The 16,445-nt window shown below is 48.2% G+C and carries 14 protein-coding genes; 4 read left to right on the forward strand and 10 right to left on the reverse strand.

The features are described 5' to 3' along the window. Positions 1–159 precede the first annotated feature (159 nt). Positions 160–411: a hypothetical protein gene (locus MGMO_RS04505; protein WP_023493850.1), complete on the forward strand. Its 252-nt coding sequence runs from the start codon at positions 160–162 to the stop codon at positions 409–411. Positions 412–578: 167 nt separating this feature from the next. Here MGMO_RS04505 and MGMO_RS04510 read toward each other — a convergent pair whose 3' ends face one another. Beyond that, positions 579–2,810: a PKD domain-containing protein gene (locus MGMO_RS04510; RefSeq protein ID WP_023493851.1), complete on the reverse strand. Its 2,232-nt coding sequence runs from the start codon at positions 2,808–2,810 to the stop codon at positions 579–581. 426 nt (positions 2,811–3,236) lie between these two features. Next, positions 3,237–4,070, reverse strand: a complete 834-nt coding sequence (locus tag MGMO_RS04515; RefSeq protein WP_036306895.1) for a thermonuclease family protein — start codon at positions 4,068–4,070, stop codon at positions 3,237–3,239. A 46-nt stretch (positions 4,071–4,116) separates the two neighbouring features. Between MGMO_RS04515 and dtd the strand changes: the two genes are divergently transcribed. After that, positions 4,117–4,563 carry a D-aminoacyl-tRNA deacylase gene (dtd, locus tag MGMO_RS04520; protein WP_023493853.1) on the forward strand — a complete coding sequence of 149 codons (447 nt, stop codon included), beginning with the start codon at positions 4,117–4,119 and terminating at the stop codon, positions 4,561–4,563. Between the two features lie 96 nt (positions 4,564–4,659). On the opposite strand, the gene MGMO_RS04525 is transcribed toward dtd, so the two are convergent. The 8 genes from MGMO_RS04525 to MGMO_RS04560 all read right to left on the reverse strand — a co-directional run bounded on the left by MGMO_RS04525 (position 4,660) and on the right by MGMO_RS04560 (position 14,991). Then, a complete protein-coding gene (locus tag MGMO_RS04525) occupies positions 4,660–5,502 on the reverse strand; it encodes an HlyC/CorC family transporter (RefSeq protein WP_023493854.1) in 843 nt (280 codons plus the stop codon). Then, positions 5,499–5,960: an rRNA maturation RNase YbeY gene (gene ybeY, locus MGMO_RS04530; protein ID WP_023493855.1), complete on the reverse strand. Its 462-nt coding sequence runs from the start codon at positions 5,958–5,960 to the stop codon at positions 5,499–5,501. Before ybeY ends, MGMO_RS04525 begins: the two co-directional genes overlap by 4 nt. Then, a complete protein-coding gene (locus tag MGMO_RS04535) occupies positions 5,957–6,931 on the reverse strand; it encodes a PhoH family protein (RefSeq protein ID WP_023493856.1) in 975 nt (324 codons plus the stop codon). The genes ybeY and MGMO_RS04535 overlap by 4 nt, the downstream gene beginning before the upstream one ends. Positions 6,932–6,934: 3 nt before the next feature. After that, positions 6,935–8,290 carry a tRNA (N6-isopentenyl adenosine(37)-C2)-methylthiotransferase MiaB gene (miaB, locus tag MGMO_RS04540; protein WP_023493857.1) on the reverse strand — a complete coding sequence of 452 codons (1,356 nt, stop codon included), beginning with the start codon at positions 8,288–8,290 and terminating at the stop codon, positions 6,935–6,937. Positions 8,291–8,547: 257 nt separating this feature from the next. Then, positions 8,548–11,658, reverse strand: a complete 3,111-nt coding sequence (locus MGMO_RS04545) for an efflux RND transporter permease subunit (protein ID WP_023493858.1) — start codon at positions 11,656–11,658, stop codon at positions 8,548–8,550. Further along, entirely contained in the window at positions 11,655–12,773 is a 1,119-nt protein-coding gene (locus tag MGMO_RS04550; protein ID WP_023493859.1) for an efflux RND transporter periplasmic adaptor subunit, read from the reverse strand. The genes MGMO_RS04545 and MGMO_RS04550 overlap by 4 nt, the downstream gene beginning before the upstream one ends. Further along, positions 12,770–14,332 carry an efflux transporter outer membrane subunit gene (locus tag MGMO_RS04555; protein ID WP_023493860.1) on the reverse strand — a complete coding sequence of 521 codons (1,563 nt, stop codon included), beginning with the start codon at positions 14,330–14,332 and terminating at the stop codon, positions 12,770–12,772. The genes MGMO_RS04550 and MGMO_RS04555 overlap by 4 nt, the downstream gene beginning before the upstream one ends. Continuing rightward, positions 14,332–14,991 (reverse strand): CerR family C-terminal domain-containing protein, encoded by a 660-nt coding sequence (locus tag MGMO_RS04560; protein ID WP_023493861.1) that lies wholly within the window; start codon positions 14,989–14,991, stop codon positions 14,332–14,334. The genes MGMO_RS04555 and MGMO_RS04560 overlap by 1 nt, the downstream gene beginning before the upstream one ends. Positions 14,992–15,375: 384 nt before the next feature. Between MGMO_RS04560 and MGMO_RS04565 the strand changes: the two genes are divergently transcribed. Continuing rightward, complete coding sequence (locus MGMO_RS04565; RefSeq protein ID WP_023493862.1) at positions 15,376–15,903, forward strand: SRPBCC family protein; 528 nt, start codon at positions 15,376–15,378, stop codon at positions 15,901–15,903. A 55-nt stretch (positions 15,904–15,958) separates the two neighbouring features. Continuing rightward, on the forward strand, positions 15,959–16,435 hold the full coding sequence (locus MGMO_RS04570) for a VOC family protein (RefSeq protein WP_023493863.1): 477 nt from the start codon (positions 15,959–15,961) through the stop codon (positions 16,433–16,435). Positions 16,436–16,445 lie beyond the last annotated feature (10 nt).

Raw genomic sequence — 16,445 nt, forward strand, 5'->3', positions numbered from 1 at the left:
CGCCGTGTCGCCACCCGATACGAACGGCTGGCGGTCAACTATATGACTATGCTGAGCTTGGCCAGCGTGTTGATTTGGCTTAAATGAGAACAGCCCCTAGTAAAAACGCAATAAATCTATAGGTAGGATAACTTTATTTTATTGGATTAAGTGGTGACGATGAAAATTTTAAATACTTGCAGATTAAGGATATTAGCCGATTTATTTATCCATAATCCTGAAAAAGGAATCAAGAAAGGTGATTTTTCAACGAAAGGCCAGCTAACTTCAGTTGCCCCTTATCGTAGGGATTTTAGCGATGGGGGACATGACTTTTACGATTTTCAACTTAAGGAAATCGAATGCTGCGAGGGAGAAAACCTGAGAGCTTTGCTGTATGAGATGAGTACAGACCCTAATCCTAGTGCTTAGGCTAAAAGTTATACTTGATCTGGCAGTTGATAGGTTCAAAAAGGCCCGCAGCCCCGACAAGGGAAAATGGCTTTCCATCATCAAGGCTAGTAAAAAATCTTGAACAAGCTCCAAAAGCATTAAATTCCGTGGTTAACCACCTCGGTCCGGTAGCACAATTCTATCCCTCACCAAGCAATCGTCATTACCGTTTGCGCGTTTTGAGTCGGATTGTAAACGTAACCTGGCGCAGAAATTCTGTTGATGGTATATGTGCCTGATGCGCCTTTACGTAAATGTGTTGCCTTAGATGTTTGTAAGGCTATACCGTTTTTGGCGGTTTTACTGCTTAAACTACCGGCAAAAGCCCCTGACCAAGTGCCTGTAACAATGGCGTTGGGTATTGCAACACCTAGAGAGTTGACTACTTTGATTGACACTCGCGCATTGACACGGCTGGTCTTCTTAAGTTTCATCGTTGCTGTCGCAATATGCACCGTAGGTTGAGGTGCTGTCACCGTTATTGGTATCGTTTTAGTGCTCGTCAGTAGATATTGGTTTGTGACTGTCAACGATGCCGTAAAGCTGCCAACCGTTGCGTAAGTATGTACGGGGTCTGCGCTAGTTGAGGATGTGCCGTCACCGAATGACCACTGATATCCGATTATGCTGCCGTTGCCCACTGAGGCGCTGCCTAAAAAATTGACGGTCAGCGCGGCTGGGCCTGTCACGGTTGAAGCGCCCAAAACCGCTGTCGGCGAAACTGCATTGTTGGCTGCTGGATATGCCCCTGTGATTTGGTATTGTCCCAGGCTGCCATAGGTTGAATAACCGTAGTCGGAACCAGATGGCGCATGACCCGACCCGCTCACTGCCAGGAAATAGGTCCCAGCGGATAAAGTCATATTGATATTTGCCGACAGTGCAGTCTCGGGCGCGATGGTGGTCACAACCGCTCCATCGGGCTTGTACAGGGCCAATTGGATGTCGAGATTTGGGCCTTTCGTAGCGGGGCTAACGGTTAAATTAACTACACCGTCCGCAGTGTTTAACATATACATATCAACATCGGTTGAAGTTTCAATCACCCCAAATGTTTGAACGATTCCGGTGGGGTTTGTATTGGTAGATTCTAAAGAACTTGCATTTGCAATGGTATTGCCCACCGTATCCGTTCTTGGCAGAATGCCTTTCGATGCAAACACAGCGATATCGTCTTGCTGGTTATTGGCCCCTGGGTACGTTCCGTTGCTCCATTGAGTGACATTTTTGTAATAACCCACCCCCATTATCGGTGCCCAGCCTGTCGTTCCAGTGCCATGTCCCGCATAGTAGCCGTTAACCGTCGTGCCTACCGTTTGCCCGTCATGAAATAAACCTAGGGTATGTCCCGCTTCGTGCGATGCCGCTTCGGCAATATATTTCTCGTTGTTCGCCAATGATTGCTGGAAAACCCAAGCTGGTTGATAAAACGTATTGTTGATCATGGAGACCACGCCAACATAGGCAATACCGCCGCAATTGCAGCTCACCGTACCCGTTTTTGTGATGACGACACGGGTGCCGTAAGTGCTGTCGGCCACACTGGTACGAAGTAATGCATCCGTTGAAGGCGGTTCTGTAGTGACATCAATGTCAAATGGGATATAGTCTTCAGACACCCTGTTCCAAATGCTGATGATATTGCTAAGTTCGTTGTCATCAAAAACCGCTGTGTTGCCACCTAAATCAAACGGAGGTGCTTCAATAGACGACGTCGACCATGCCGTGCCTGTGGCAGTGTGGCCATCGAAATCAAGGTAGATAGTCTTGCTTGCGCCAGGTTTGCTGTGTAGCTTAAAGGCATTGGCTAATGAAGCTGGCGATGCAATAGGCACGGGAGGTTCATTTATTGCCGATCCCGTCAGTGTCGCTTCGGTGCCGTCGGGTGCGAAGCTCGTTTGTTGCGCTACAGAATCGTCAACATAAAAAATACGGCTGTTGTTGTCGATACGAATAGTATTGTCATTTAGCAATAATTCTTCCAACTTGTCAGGCGTAAAACCGTAGTTGGCGGCGATTTCAGGTAAATCCTCACCCAGGAAATCAATTGCATCTTGGCCTTGATGGCTTTCTGGCAATTCAACCGAAGAAGTCGTTGAAGATACGGTAGCGGCATAAGTGCCATTAACTGTTTGTTGCGGGTCTACGCCATTTCCATTGGCACCTGTATCAACTATTTGTTTGATTTTGCCTTGTTGGTCAACCTCGACCACATAGTTTCGGCCTCGCATAACCGAAGTGAGCAAATCTTGATTTTGATCGAGGTCTTTGCCAAGTAATTGCGATGGATCGCCTGCAAAAGCAAATGGAGAGCAAATAAGGTCAGTGGCAATCAGTATTGCCATAAAACCAGATCGAATATTGTTTCGTGCTTTCATTTCGGTCACCTTGATAAGGTAAACTTCAGTAAGCACACCAACCGAACCAACTTACTGAAGGGCGACCACTTTTCGGGGGTCTATTGTAAAAGTAAGTGCGCCAATCGGACACACTACGGCTTAAAAGTTTTAATATAGAGAAACTATAGCTAACCCGCAAAACAATTTCTGTGAGACATATCGCAGTTTTATCAATGTGGAAAGAGATACTTTTTTATTTGTCGCTAAACAAAGGATGCCAGTTCAACACCCTTCACAAGGCATTCTGCCGCTATCCGTTAATGTTATTTGTATCGACGGTTATTGCCCATGAACTGGCCTTTATCAATCAGCCATGCAATCGGCAACCGTTTTATTTGTGAGCGGAATTACAATTAAGTGGCTGAAAAATAAATGTAAAGCGCGGAATCTATCCGGGGCCGCTTTTTAATCCGATATTCCATGTATTGCACTGGGATGTCGTATCAGCATAGACCATCCTCCACGATTTTTATTGAGCCAACCGCGCACCTCAATCGTCCGCCCCCGGTAGCTGTTGATTTCTGGGAATAATGACAGCCACTGTTTTTCAATCCGTGCTTGGAACACATCAGAAAAATCAAGATAAACAAATTTTCGGCTGCTTCTGATATTCGACACTTTCCCTTTTAACCGTGTCCAGCCTGAATGTCCGTCATTGCCCAGTTGGTCGACGGGGATGACGGTATATTGGGCTTGCTGCCAAATGCCTCGTTTAGCTTGCTGTGCGCGGTTTCCTGCCGCCACTAACTCATCAACATAGAGCAAGTTCGGGGGATAAATATTGACTGCTGCCAGGCCGAGTTCCACCAATTGCACATTGATGTTTTCCTTGTTTTCAGTGATTAAGTAGGCGAGGGTGCGTTTATATTTATCAGTTTGCTCAACATCCGTCATTAAGCGCACTTTCTGGTCTTTTAGCTTATTCGTCAACCATTGTTTGGCTATTTCGCCCCCAGCTTCGGCATCCTGGTTTCGGTGCTTTACTTCCGGTGTATTGATGTCCAACAAGCGGATCTTGCGGCCATCTGACAGTTTTACCGTATCGCCGTCATAAACCTGTTCTACCTTGTAATAGGAGTATCCCGGGTTTAAGTCGATTTTCTTGCTGTTGTCGTGTACCCGATCCGAAAAATGTTTATTGCCGTCCTTATCTTGCCACTCATAGACATCGGCACAGGCTGAAATATTGAAAATTAACAGCAGTATTTTTATCAGTCGAAGATCTTGTCTTGATTTCATCACCTGCATATATAATCCTTTGCATATCCTATTTTAAGACCAACACATGATTACTGTTATACAACGGGTAGCATCCGCTAATGTTAGGGTAAACGGCCGCATTATAGGAGAAATTGGTGTTGGCATTATGGCATTGGTTGCGATTGAGCGAGAAGACAATAAAAGATCGGCGCAACGCCTTTTGGAACGCATCCTCAATTACCGCATTTTCGCAGACGAGAACGGTCGTATGAATTTAAGCTTGCGGGATATTCAAGGAGGTTTGTTGTTGGTGCCGCAATTTACCTTGGCAGCGGAAACTGACAAGGGTAATCGTCCAGGCTTTGCATCCGCAGCCGCGCCAGAAAAAGGATTGCAGTTATTTGGCTATCTACAAACGCTAGCCGGGTCTACCTATCCTGACGTTCAATTTGGCGAATTTGGCGCTGACATGAAAGTCTCGCTGGTCAATGATGGGCCGGTTACTTTTACGCTGAAGACACAGGGGCAATAGGTATCCTTAAAAACCAAGCGCTTTTTAAAAGTCAGGTTGCCACTGTGGAATTAGGTTGATGAATTTTGAAAAGCCAGCTTGAGGGGTGATTAATTTTCAATCGAGTATTTTCAGTTTAACCAAATGCACACGTCGAGTGTCCGCTCGTATCACTTCAAAACACATTTTATCCACTTCAAAAATTTCGCCTTTTTTGGGCATGTGTTCCAACTGGCTGACGATAAAACCACCCACGGTATCATATTCATCCGTCGTTAATTCCGTCGAAAAATACTCGTCAAACTCCTCAATCGGAGTCAAAGCTTTAACCATAAACTCCTTGTCATTACGGCGTAGGATATAGGCTTCATCTTCATGTTCGTCATGTTCGTCTTCTATGTCGCCAACGATCTGTTCCAGGACATCTTCAATGGACACCAAACCAGCGGTTTGTCCGTATTCATCGACGACGATCGTCATGTGATTGCCATTAGTGCGCAATTCTTTCAGTAGGACATTTAAGCGTTTGCTTTCAGGCACAACGTAAGCGGGCCGCATGATGTCCTTGACCAACAACTTGGTGTTTTTAGCCAAATGCGCCAATAAATCTTTAGCCAGTAAAATTCCGATTACCTTGCTGCGGTCCCCATCAATGACGGGATAACGGGAGTGATTAAACTCTGTCACCAATGGCAAAATAGTGTCCAGTTCGGCATCATTCGGTACGACAACCATTTGCACGCGCGGAATCATAATGTCCCTGACCTGCATTTGGTTGACTTGTAAAACGCCTTCGATCATGGAGAGGGTATCGGTATCCAATAAACGGTTTGTTTTTGCTTCCCTTAATATTTCCAGCAAATCTTCCAGATCTCGCGGTTCATCGGAAAAGAATTGGCTGATTTTTTCTACCCAACTGCTCCGATTGGAGCCGCTACTGGGAGGTTTGTCGTCGCTCATGGCTGGGTTACCTCTAAGTAAGGATTGCTGATATTTAATGCCTGTAAAATTTTTATTTCTATATCCTCCATAATGTCTGCATCCTCTTCTTTGACGTGGTCGTAGCCCAACAGATGCAGCACACCGTGGATGACAATATGTGCCCAGTGATGGTTTAGTTGCTTTTGTTGTTCCATCGCCTCCCTTTCGATAACGGGGGCACATATCACTAAGTCGCCTAATAGGTTCAACCCCAAACCTTCTGGGATATCTGCCGGGAAACTCAGGATATTGGTCGGGCCTTGTTTGTGCCGATATTGTTTATTCAATTCGGCACTTTCATGGATGCCTACGATACGTACCACGATTTCCGCATCCTTCCCATAACCCTGCAATGCCGCATCAATCCATTGCTGTATGTGCGTTTTGTCTGGTTGGCCTGGCGAAGAAAAAACAATTTGCAACTCGACTAGGTTCATTGCTCGGTTTTGGCCTTAAGTTCGTAGGCTTCGTATGCTTTGACGATGCGCTGCACTAAAGGGTGCCGCACGACATCCCGCGCATTAAAAAAGGTAAAGCTGATGCCTTCAACCTCTTTTAATACGTCCAGCACATGCCGTAAGCCGGACATTTTTTCGCTCGGCAAATCTATTTGGGTAACATCGCCCGTGACAACGGCGGTTGAACCAAATCCAACACGGGTCAAGAACATTTTGATCTGTTCTATGGTAGTATTTTGCGCTTCATCCAAGATAATAAACGCATCATTCAAGGTCCTGCCGCGCATGAAAGCCAATGGGGCAACTTCTATAATGCCCTTGTCGATCATTTTCTCAACTCGTTCCAAGCCTAACATATCATATAAGGCATCGTACAAGGGGCGAAGATAAGGGTCGACTTTTTGAGCCATATCGCCAGGCAAGAAGCCCAGCTTTTCCCCGGCCTCAACCGCCGGGCGCACCAGGATGATTTTCCTGACTTTTTCAGATTGAAGCGCCTCAACCGCACAGGCTACCGCCAAAAAAGTTTTGCCCGTACCGGCAGGGCCCACGCCAAAATTGATGTCATGCGAGACGATTTTCTTAAGGTAATCCTGTTGATTTGTTCCTCTGCCCCTGATTAAGCCGTATTTTGTTTTTATAGTAATAGGCTGTTGCACGACCTCTTTTGACCCGTCCAACAAATCATCAATGGTGGCGTCTTGCATGGCCAAATGGATAAGCTCGGAGGTCAGTTCTTCCTTTTCGGTGCTTTCAAATAATTTCTGCATGACAACACAGGCAGCTTTAACGGAGTTTTCCAGGCCGGTCACCTTGAATAAGTTGCCACGATTGGCGATTTCGACCTGAAGGCGATGTTCTATCTGCCGTAAGTGTGCATCGAAGTGTCCGCAAAAGTTAGATAGTCTGGCATTATCTGCCGGGATCAGGGAAATTTCTTCGGATATCATGAATTACGCATAAGCGATTTGCTGGTTAATGGGAGCCTCTACCAGTCGACCCCGTAAAGAATTAGGCAAGGCCTCGGCAATCAGCACATCCACGAATTGCCCCACCAATCGAGGGTGACCGATAAAGTTCACGACTCGGTTATTTTCGGTCCTACCCTGCATTTGCAAAGGGTTCTTTTTGGAAGGCCCTTCGACTAATACCGTTTGCACAGTACCGATCATGCTTTGCGATATGGCTGCCGCCATTTCGTTAATGCGGTTTTGGAAGCGTTCTAGCCGTTGCTTTTTAACGTCAAGCGATATGTCATCCGGCAAATCGGCAGCAGGCGTGCCGGGGCGGGCGCTATAAATAAAACTGAATGACAGGTCAAAGCCAACTTCATTGATAAAAGCCATCGTTTCTTCAAATTCCTGGTCTGTTTCACCTGGAAAGCCGATGATGAAATCCGAAGAAAGGCAAATATTCGGCCTAACTACCCTTAATTTACGGATGGTTTCAATATAATCGGCACGGGTATGGCCGCGCTTCATCATCTTCAAAATGTGATCGCTACCGCTTTGCACGGGTAAATGCAGATGATTGACCAATTGGGGAATTTCCGCAAACGCTTCAATCAAATTGTCGGTGAATTCGACGGGATGTGAGGTGGTGAACCGAATCCGGTCTATGCCCTTTACAGCAGCCACATAATGAAGGAGCAAGGCAAAATCGGCGATCTCGCCGTCTTCCATTTCCCCGCGATAAGCATTAACATTTTGACCTAACAGATTGATTTCCCTGACACCTTGTTTTGCCAACGCCGAAACTTCTGCAATTACGTCATTTAAGGGGCGACTAATTTCCTCTCCACGGGTATAAGGCACGACACAAAAAGTACAATATTTGCTGCATCCTTCCATCACCGACACAAAAGCTTTCGGGCCTTCCGCCCTGGGTGCAGGCAAGTTATCGAATTTTTCGATTTCAGGGAAGGAAATATCGACGACAGGCTTGTGCTTACCCCGAACTTGATCCAATAATTGCGGCAAGCGGTGCAAGGTTTGCGGGCCGAAAACCATGTCCACATAAGGTGCGCGTTTTTGAATGTCGGCACCTTCCTGGCTGGCAACACAACCACCCACGCCAATGATAACATTAGGGCGAACCGCTTTAATTTTGCGCCACTGTCCCAGTGCGGAAAACACTTTTTCCTGAGCTTTTTCCCTGATTGAACAGGTGTTTAACAGCAGTACGTCGGCTTGCTCTGGGTTATCGATCAATTCAAAACCATGCGAAGCATGAAGGACATCGCGCATTTTGTCAGAGTCGTACTCATTCATCTGACAGCCATTCGTCTGGATATACAGTTTTTGCGTCATATTTTGTTTGGCTTGATCCTCTTGTGTAGCTTTACGTTATTCATAGTGGGGCGACTTGGCTTTATTATAACCCGAATATGTGACAGGCAATAAACAGACTGCAATACAAGCAAAGGAAATACTGAACTGGTGGGTTGCGTTCGTGGTTCGACCGTTTAAATCCGGCTGTCACTACAAACGGAATCAATCTGTTGGGTTCCGTCCCGGGATTCGAATGGAGCTTGCCCCGGAACTTAGTTGGTTAAACCTCAAACCGTTTAATTCTCCGAATAGCTAGGCATTTTTTTCGAAATTGCGAGTAAACGCAACCATAAAACCGAAAGTATGCCCTTAAGATCGTCTAAAACGGTGTACGCGACCGGAATAACTAATAGACTGAGGAGTGTCGAAGTGACCAAACCGCCGATAACGGCAACCGCCATAGGGCTGCGGAACGAAGTATCCGCCGAGCTCATGCCGATGGCAATCGGCAACATGCCTGCACCCATGGCGATTGTTGTCATAATGATTGGGCGAGCGCGTTTATGGCAAGAATCAAGTAGGGCATCGATTCGGTTCATGCCGTGATCGCGTCGGGCAACAATAGCGTACTCTACCAACAGGATGGAGTTTTTGGTGGCAATGCCCATCAACATAATAAGCCCGATCAAGGAAGGCATGGAAAAGCTTTTTTGCGCCAATAAGAGGGCAACAAAGCCGCCGCCGAAAGATAAGGGCAGCGCCATAAGTATGGTTATAGGTTGCAAAAAATCTTTAAATAGCAAGACCAGGACCACAAAGATACAGAGAACACCAATCAGCATGGCCAAGCCGAAACTTCCAAAAAGCTCGGCCATCATTTCGGCATCGCCGATATTAATTTGTTTTACACCGGGAGGTAGTGATTGAATACTGGCCAATTTTTGTACGGCCGCGGTGACATCCCCCAGCGGCAGGTTGGCTAGTTCGATTTCAAAATTGATGTTTCTTGAGCGGTCATAGCGGTCAATGACGGCCGGTCCGCTGGACAAATCAAGGTTTGCGACTTGACTAACCATGACCGGACCTATACCCGCCTTAGTTGAAGGCACGGCCAGTCGTTCGAGTAAGCTCAGGTCGTTCCGTCCGTTTTCCGTTAGTTTGACCATGATGGGTACTTGCCGTTGCGCCAAATTAAACTTCGGCAAGGACTCGTAATAATCACCGACGGTGGCGATACGTAAAGTCTCGGCGATGGCGGCGGATGTGACACCCAGGTCGGCAGCACGGGCAAAATCAGGACGAACGGCAATTTCCGGCCTGACTAATGAGGCGCTGGAGGCGATATTGCCAAGGCCTTGAATTGTCCTTAAGTCCTTTTCCACGGCACGGGCCGCCGCGTTCAGTGCTTGAGGGTCGTCGCCACTCAACACTAACACATATTTTTCACCGGAACCGCCAAGGCCAACTTTGGTGCGGACGCCTGGCAAGGTCTCCAGTGCCGTCCTAATGTTTTGCTCGATAACTTGCTTACGCACGGGCCTTTCATTGCGATCGGCCAATAAAACGGTTAGCGTTGCCTTGCGTACTTCGCTGCTGCCTTGCGAGCCGGCCATAGGATCGCTGCCAACTGAGCCGCTGCCGATTGTCGTATATACACTTTGCACATAAGGAACGTCAGCAATCAACTTTCTGGCCGCTTCAGCGGAGGCGCGAGTTTGTCCTAATGTGGCGCCCGGCGCCAGTTCGACAAAAACTTGGGTTTGGGGATTGTCGTCCGGCGGTATGAAGCCCTGCGGTAATAAGGGAATCAAGAACAAGGAGCCGATGAAAAACGCCAAGGCACCGCCGATTGTGATGAGGCGATGTCGAAGGCACCATTTCGCCAACTTCAGGTAGTCGCGCATGATGCGTCCGTCAGGAGGTTCCGGGGCGTTGTTGGGTTTCAGTAGGTAGGCGGACATCATTGGCGTTAGCATTCTTGCAACCACAAGCGAAGCAAGGATGGCCAACGAGGCCGTCCAGCCGAATTGTTTAAAAAAACGTCCGGCGATCCCGCTCATAAACGCGGTCGGCAGAAATACGGCCACCAGGGAAAATGTGGTGGCCACAACCGCCAGTCCAATTTCATCAGCCGCTTCCATAGCCGCCTGAAAAGGCGATTTACCCATGCGTTGGTGGCGGACAATGTTTTCAACTTCGACGATCGCATCGTCAACCAGGATTCCTATGACTAACGATAAGGCCAACAAGGTGACAACATTGAGGGAGAATCCGAAGTAGTGCATACCTAAAAAGGCCGGTATGGCGGACAGCGGCAAGGCGACGGCCGAGATAAAGGTGGCACGCCAGTCGCGCAAGAACAGCCATACCACCAAGACGGCCAACAAAGCGCCTTCGTAAAGTAACGCCATAGAACCGTCAAATTCTTCTTGGACAGGGATCACAAAATTGAAGGCTTCGGTGAATTCGATGTCAGGATTTGTAGACTGCAAGTCCTTCAATGCTTTTTCTACGCCATTACCGACTCCCACTTCGCTGGCGCCGCGGCTACGCGTGACTTCAAAACCGACGACGGGCTTGCCATTAAGCATCGCCAAGGAACGCCGTTCTGCGACGGCATCGTGAATGGTGGCGACTTGATTAAGCCGAATATGGCGACCGTCGCTCAATGACAATTCAATCCGTTCCAGTTCTTCTGCCGAAGCCACGTTAGCGAGGGTACGGACAGGTTGCTCGCCATTACCCAAATCGGTTCGTCCGCCCGAACTTTCACGCTGCATTTGATGTAATTGCCTTGAAATGTCGGCGGTTGTGGCACCCATGGATTGGAGTTTGATGGGGTCAAGTGCGATACTTATTTCTCGGCTGACCCCGCCGACGCGCTTTACCTCACCAACACCGGGAACGGCGAGCAATCGTTTTGCGATGGTGTCTTCCACAAACCAGGATAGGGCTTCATCGTCACGCTGGGTTGAAGCGACTGCATAGGCAAGTATCGGGGCGCTTGCCATATCGATTTTAGAGACAACCGGGTCACGCAAGTCGGCGGGCATATCGGCACGGACTTTAGATACGGCTGAACGCACGTCGTCCAAGGCTTCCTGTACCGACTTTTCGAGGCGGAACTGGGCGGTGATGCTGGCGTTCCCGTCTTGCACTTTGGTTGTGATATGTTTCAAGCCCTGTAGGGTGGATATCGAGTTTTCAATTTTCCTTGCCACGTCCGTTTCCATCTGCGCGGGCGATGCCCCCGGCAAGCTTGCCGAAACGGTCACGGTCGGAAAATCCAGGTCAGGAAAATTCTGAATCTGCATGGCCTTAAAGCTGTAGATGCCGCCAAACGACAACATGACAAACAGCATCAAAGCCGGAATCGGATTGTGTATACACCATGTGGAAATATTCATTCCTGCACCACGCGGACGCTGTCGCCATCAGCCAAAAAAGCAGCTCCGCTGGCGACGACCTTATCCTCAGGGTTAAGGCCTGAAAGGACTTCATAATTGTCGCCTGAGCGTCGACCTAATTGCACTTTGGCTTGGGTAACCTTAGCTTGGTCTCTCGATTGTTCGGTTAAACGAAAAACGTAACTAAAGCCTTCCCGCAGGGATAATGCACCTTGCGGTATCGTCCAAGCTGGCTTGTTACCTAGATGGAACTCGCCTTGGGCAAACATTCCGGCCCGCAAACCAGAGGCCGCTGCATTTGGCAAGTCAACATAAATTAAACCGTTGCGGCTTTGCGCATCCAGAGTGGGTGCCAAAAACCGCACTTTACCGTTAACATGCCCTACGTTGGGTACGGCAATCGATACGTCAGTATCGGGTTTGATTTGCGCCATTTCAGCGGCAGTAACTTCCGCACGCCATTCCAAGCGGTTTTGCCGAATTAACCGGAACAACTCCTGTCCTGGTGTGGCAACCGCGCCCAAGGTGGCGGTGCGCGACGAAATAACCCCGTCATCGATTGCGATGACATGGGTGTGACTTAAACGCAAAAGCTGGCTGTCCAGTTGTGCCTTGGCTGATCCGACCTTGGCTTTTGCCGTTTTTTCCGCAGTCAAGTATTGCATGACTTGTTGCTTGCTGAGGGCGCCCGATGAGGCAACTTCATTGGCTCGGTCAGCGTTCAAGCGAGCTTCCGCTAAATTTGCTTCGGCTTCCGCTAAGTTTGCCTTGCTTTGGGCCACTTCCGCCAATACGCTTTCTTTAGCGAATGCGGCCAATACTTGGCCTTTTCTGACCTTTTCACCCACTTGGACGTGAACCTCATCTAGACGCAGGTCGCTTACCTGGGCGCCTATAATCGCTTCCTGCCAAGCAGCCACCGAGCCGTTTACCGTTAATGCAAGCGGCATATCAAGATGGGTTGGTTGGATAACGCCTACACTCAGCGCTGGCCGGGTGACCGACTTGGCATTTCCAACCGGTTCCTGCGCTTCCTTGCTTGACATTAGATTTGTACCTAAACCAATAAGCACGATTGCGGCAATCCAAATGCTTAATGACTTTCCATGGGTCATGATTTTTCTCCAGATAAAAGGCTGGGGTACTGAGAAGTTGTATTTAAATTATTTTTGTCGCTTTTGACTGGAAGTTCTTCCATTATGGTCGCCGATTCTTGGGTTTGACGATCTTCCCAACTTCCGCCGACGGCACGGTAAAGGGCGATCCAGGCGCTGATTCTTTCCTGTTCAAGTTCTTTTACCGCTAATGCGGCTGTTACCGCGGTGCGCCGGGCAGTTTCGGCATCAATCAAGTTTCCCATGCCGACTTCGTAGAGTTTTTGTGCGGACAAAAAACTGGTTTGATAATCAGCAGCGGCTGACCGGGCTAAGGGTAAGCGTTGATCTGCGCTCGTTAAGCGCACCAAAGCTTCTTCAACTTCTTTTACTGCCGTCCTAACTGCCGCTCGATATTGGACGACAGACGATTCATATTTGGCTTTGGCCGTTTCCACATTGGCGGCACGCTTGCCCGCATCAAACAGCGGTAAGCTTAGCGTCGGCCCATACGACCATGTTTCCGCTAGCGTCAAAGCCGCACCGTTTATATTTTGGAATATGGGGGTAATATTCCCAGAAAGGCTTAATTTGGGAAACCGGTTGGCTTGTTCCACGCCGATTTTAGCGCTAGCTTCCGCCATGTTACGTTCGGCGGCGGCGATATCGGGACGCTGCCTTATCACATCGGCAGGGACGGAGTTTACCTGGAAAGACGGCGGATTGGGCAATTGCGCCAATCGTTCCTGTGTATTGCCCAGTAATGTTTGGATTTGCGATTCGTCCAGTCCCGTTAGTGCCACTAAACTTTTGACCGAACGCTCGCATTGCGCTTGCTGTTTCAACAGGATATTGTTGCCGTCAGCGGCACTGGCATTGGCAAGGGCGACATCTGCCGGACTGCGAAAGCCAGCGTTACCGGCGATTGTCATAAGTTTTGCCGAAGCTTGCCTAGAGTCGGCATCAGTTTTTTTTAATTGGACTTGCGCTTCGCAATAGCGATAGGCAAGGTATTCGTTAGCAAGTTCAGCAGCCACCGCCACGCGGGCATCATGCCAGGATGCCACACGGGATTCCAGTTGGCTTGCGGAGGCTTCCCGTTGCCTTGCTAAGCCCCCAAAAAGGTCAATTTCCCAACTGGATTGCACACTGAGTTGATGTTGGTTTCGTAAGAAAGGCGTACCACCAAAAGAAAAAGACGAACGGGAGCTGCTTAGGCTGGAATCCAAGCTCGGTAGAAATACAGACTCTGAGCTAATCAGGTTGCCCCTGGCTTCTGCTATCTGAGCTTTTGCTTTGGCGAGGGAAGCGCTTTCTTTTTGCGCGGCGGCGAGCAATCGGTTAAGCACAGGGTCGCCGAAGCGTTCCCACCATTTGCCCAAGTCGGACAACTTGCCTTGATGTGCAATGGGCAGTCCATCGGTAGCCGGTTGCTTTGCCTGCCAGTGGCGTGCTGTCGATGGTTCTGGGTTTTGGTAGTCAGGGCCGACCGTCATTAGCAAACCGCCGTCTAGGCCGCAGCCTGCCGAGAGCAAGAGTATGAAACTCAAACCCAGGTTTTGCAGGTTGATTTTCTTCATTACTTTTCCCTTGTAATTCTACGTTTAGTTTCACCTTCAATCATCGCCACAGAGTACCCAGCCAAACGATCGGCCAAGGTGTCAATAGCTTTAGGCGTATTCAATAGCTGAGGACAAATAGCAGAAACGACTTCGTGGCCAACATAATAATGCACTGCCATGCCAATAATGGCGAAAGTAAGCCTGTGGACATCGATATCGGCACGCTTAAGCCTTAAATGTTGTTTCAATAAAGACACCATGGCTTCGTGTTGCGGCTTGATTTCAGCATCGATCTCTTCTCGCCACGCGCCGGTCGGTTCGATCATTTCCCGAAAATGCAGTTTCATGACTAACCGAAATTCCTCACCGCGTTTTAACGGGTCAAGAAACTCCACAAAAAATAATTTAAGCGCTTCCGGTAAAGTTAGCATCGTGAAAGCTTCAGCATTGATTCGACAAGGTGCGTCACACATAGGTTCTGTAAATGCCGCCCGATAGAGCCCCGCCTTATCGCCAAAGTAGTAGCGGATAGACGATATATTCACTTCCGCCAGCTCGCATATTTCCCGGGKGGAAGCGCCTTCATATCCTTTTTCGGCAAAAACACGCAATGCCGCCGTTACTAATCGGCTACGGGCACTGTTTGCTTCAGTTCCAATGCTTTTTGTTTGGGTCATATCGATAATCTCCATTAGCTGCCAAGAGAGGCAATCAATCGTTTGATTGGTTCATTATACATTTAATCAAACGATTGAATATAAAATTACTGTCCATGGCCCATAAACCTTAAGGGCCCTGTTAGAAGATGGTCAAAGTGTGGGCGTCCATTGTGTTGGCTTAATGGGCGTATGGCCGAATCCTTGCGACAACAAGATCAAAGAATGCTCTGATTTTGTTCGACGGATAGTAGACTTTATGACGGTCATAAAAAAAATGAAAAATATTTAACCATCATTGTCGAATTGGCTAAATGCCATTCGACTATTTAAGTGTAAGTAAATAAATATCGTCCATATTTTTATAGGTTTCACCGCTATTCCAACAACATTGAGGAGAAATACATGATGACACTACTTATCGCATTGGCCGTTCTTGTTGCCGCTGTTTTGGTTTTCGTGGCAGCTAAGCCCAACGAATTCCAAATCCAGCGCAACATAATTATCAAAGCCCCGTCTGATAAGATATTTCCTCTCATCAATGACTTGCACCTTATGCAAACCTGGTCGGCCTGGGAAAAGGTCGATCCAGATATGCAACGCAGTTATAGCGGCGAAGCCAGCGGTAAAGGTGCAAAATACGCCTGGGAAGGTAACAAGGAAATCGGTCAGGGAACTATGGAGATTATCGAATCCACACCCAATACTAAAATCGGATTGCACATGCACTTCATTAAGCCCTTTGAAGGGCGTAGTTCAATCGACTTTACGTTGGCGGCAAACAGCGACGAAACCGTTGTTGCCCAAACCATGCGCGGCACCAGCACCTTCCTTCCAAAACTGATGTGCACTTTATTCTTCAATCAGGACAAAATGATCGGCGGCAAGTTTGAGGAAGGGCTGGCAAACCTGAAGGCGATTGCAGAAAAATAGACACAGGGAGTTTTATTGATTCCCACGCATCCCGAAAACTTGAAAAGGAAAAAACATGCAAAAAATAACCCCATTTTTATGGTTTGATAACCAAGCCGAAGAAGCGATGAATTTTTATGTCTCTATTTTTAAGAATTCTAGAGTATTGGGTGTCAATCGTTATGGTGAGGGCGCGCCCATGCCGAAAGGGACGGTAATGACCGCCAGTTTCGAGCTTGACGGACAAGCTTTCACAGCACTCAATGGTGGCCCGATATTCAAGTTTTCGCCCGCCATCTCGTTCGTTGTGCATTGCGAAACGCAAGCCGAAGTCGATCACTATTGGGACAAGCTATCTGCGGGCGGCAAGGAAGGCCAATGCGCCTGGTTGGAAGACAAATTCGGCGTGTCCTGGCAGGTTGTCCCCAATGCCCTGATCGAATTATTGGGCAACCCAGACCCTGCAAAAGCTGGACAGGTGATGCAGGCTATGCTGCAAATGAAGAAAATCGACATTGCTGCCTTGCAACGCGCTTATGAGGCAGAAAACTAAGGGGAAAGCC

It is taken from the genome of Methyloglobulus morosus KoM1, assembly GCF_000496735.2.
In the GTDB taxonomy this organism is placed as follows: Bacteria; Pseudomonadota; Gammaproteobacteria; order Methylococcales; family Methylomonadaceae; genus Methyloglobulus; species Methyloglobulus morosus.

What these genes read in the sequence shown, in the direction of transcription:
- MGMO_RS04525 (WP_023493854.1), bottom strand. Translation starts at nt 5,502, where the DNA reads ATGAGCGACGACAAACCTCCCAGTAGCGGCTCCAATCGGAGCAGTTGG.
- MGMO_RS04505 (WP_023493850.1), top strand. Translation starts at nt 160, where the DNA reads ATGAAAATTTTAAATACTTGCAGATTAAGGATATTAGCCGATTTATTT.
- MGMO_RS04510 (WP_023493851.1), bottom strand. Translation starts at nt 2,810, where the DNA reads ATGAAAGCACGAAACAATATTCGATCTGGTTTTATGGCAATACTGATT.
- MGMO_RS04570 (WP_023493863.1), top strand. Translation starts at nt 15,959, where the DNA reads ATGCAAAAAATAACCCCATTTTTATGGTTTGATAACCAAGCCGAAGAA.
- MGMO_RS04515 (WP_036306895.1), bottom strand. Translation starts at nt 4,070, where the DNA reads ATGAAATCAAGACAAGATCTTCGACTGATAAAAATACTGCTGTTAATT.
- MGMO_RS04545 (WP_023493858.1), bottom strand. Translation starts at nt 11,658, where the DNA reads ATGAATATTTCCACATGGTGTATACACAATCCGATTCCGGCTTTGATG.
- MGMO_RS04535 (WP_023493856.1), bottom strand. Translation starts at nt 6,931, where the DNA reads ATGATATCCGAAGAAATTTCCCTGATCCCGGCAGATAATGCCAGACTA.
- ybeY (WP_023493855.1), bottom strand. Translation starts at nt 5,960, where the DNA reads ATGAACCTAGTCGAGTTGCAAATTGTTTTTTCTTCGCCAGGCCAACCA.
- MGMO_RS04550 (WP_023493859.1), bottom strand. Translation starts at nt 12,773, where the DNA reads ATGACCCATGGAAAGTCATTAAGCATTTGGATTGCCGCAATCGTGCTT.
- MGMO_RS04555 (WP_023493860.1), bottom strand. Translation starts at nt 14,332, where the DNA reads ATGAAGAAAATCAACCTGCAAAACCTGGGTTTGAGTTTCATACTCTTG.
- miaB (WP_023493857.1), bottom strand. Translation starts at nt 8,290, where the DNA reads ATGACGCAAAAACTGTATATCCAGACGAATGGCTGTCAGATGAATGAG.
- MGMO_RS04565 (WP_023493862.1), top strand. Translation starts at nt 15,376, where the DNA reads ATGATGACACTACTTATCGCATTGGCCGTTCTTGTTGCCGCTGTTTTG.
- dtd (WP_023493853.1), top strand. Translation starts at nt 4,117, where the DNA reads ATGATTACTGTTATACAACGGGTAGCATCCGCTAATGTTAGGGTAAAC.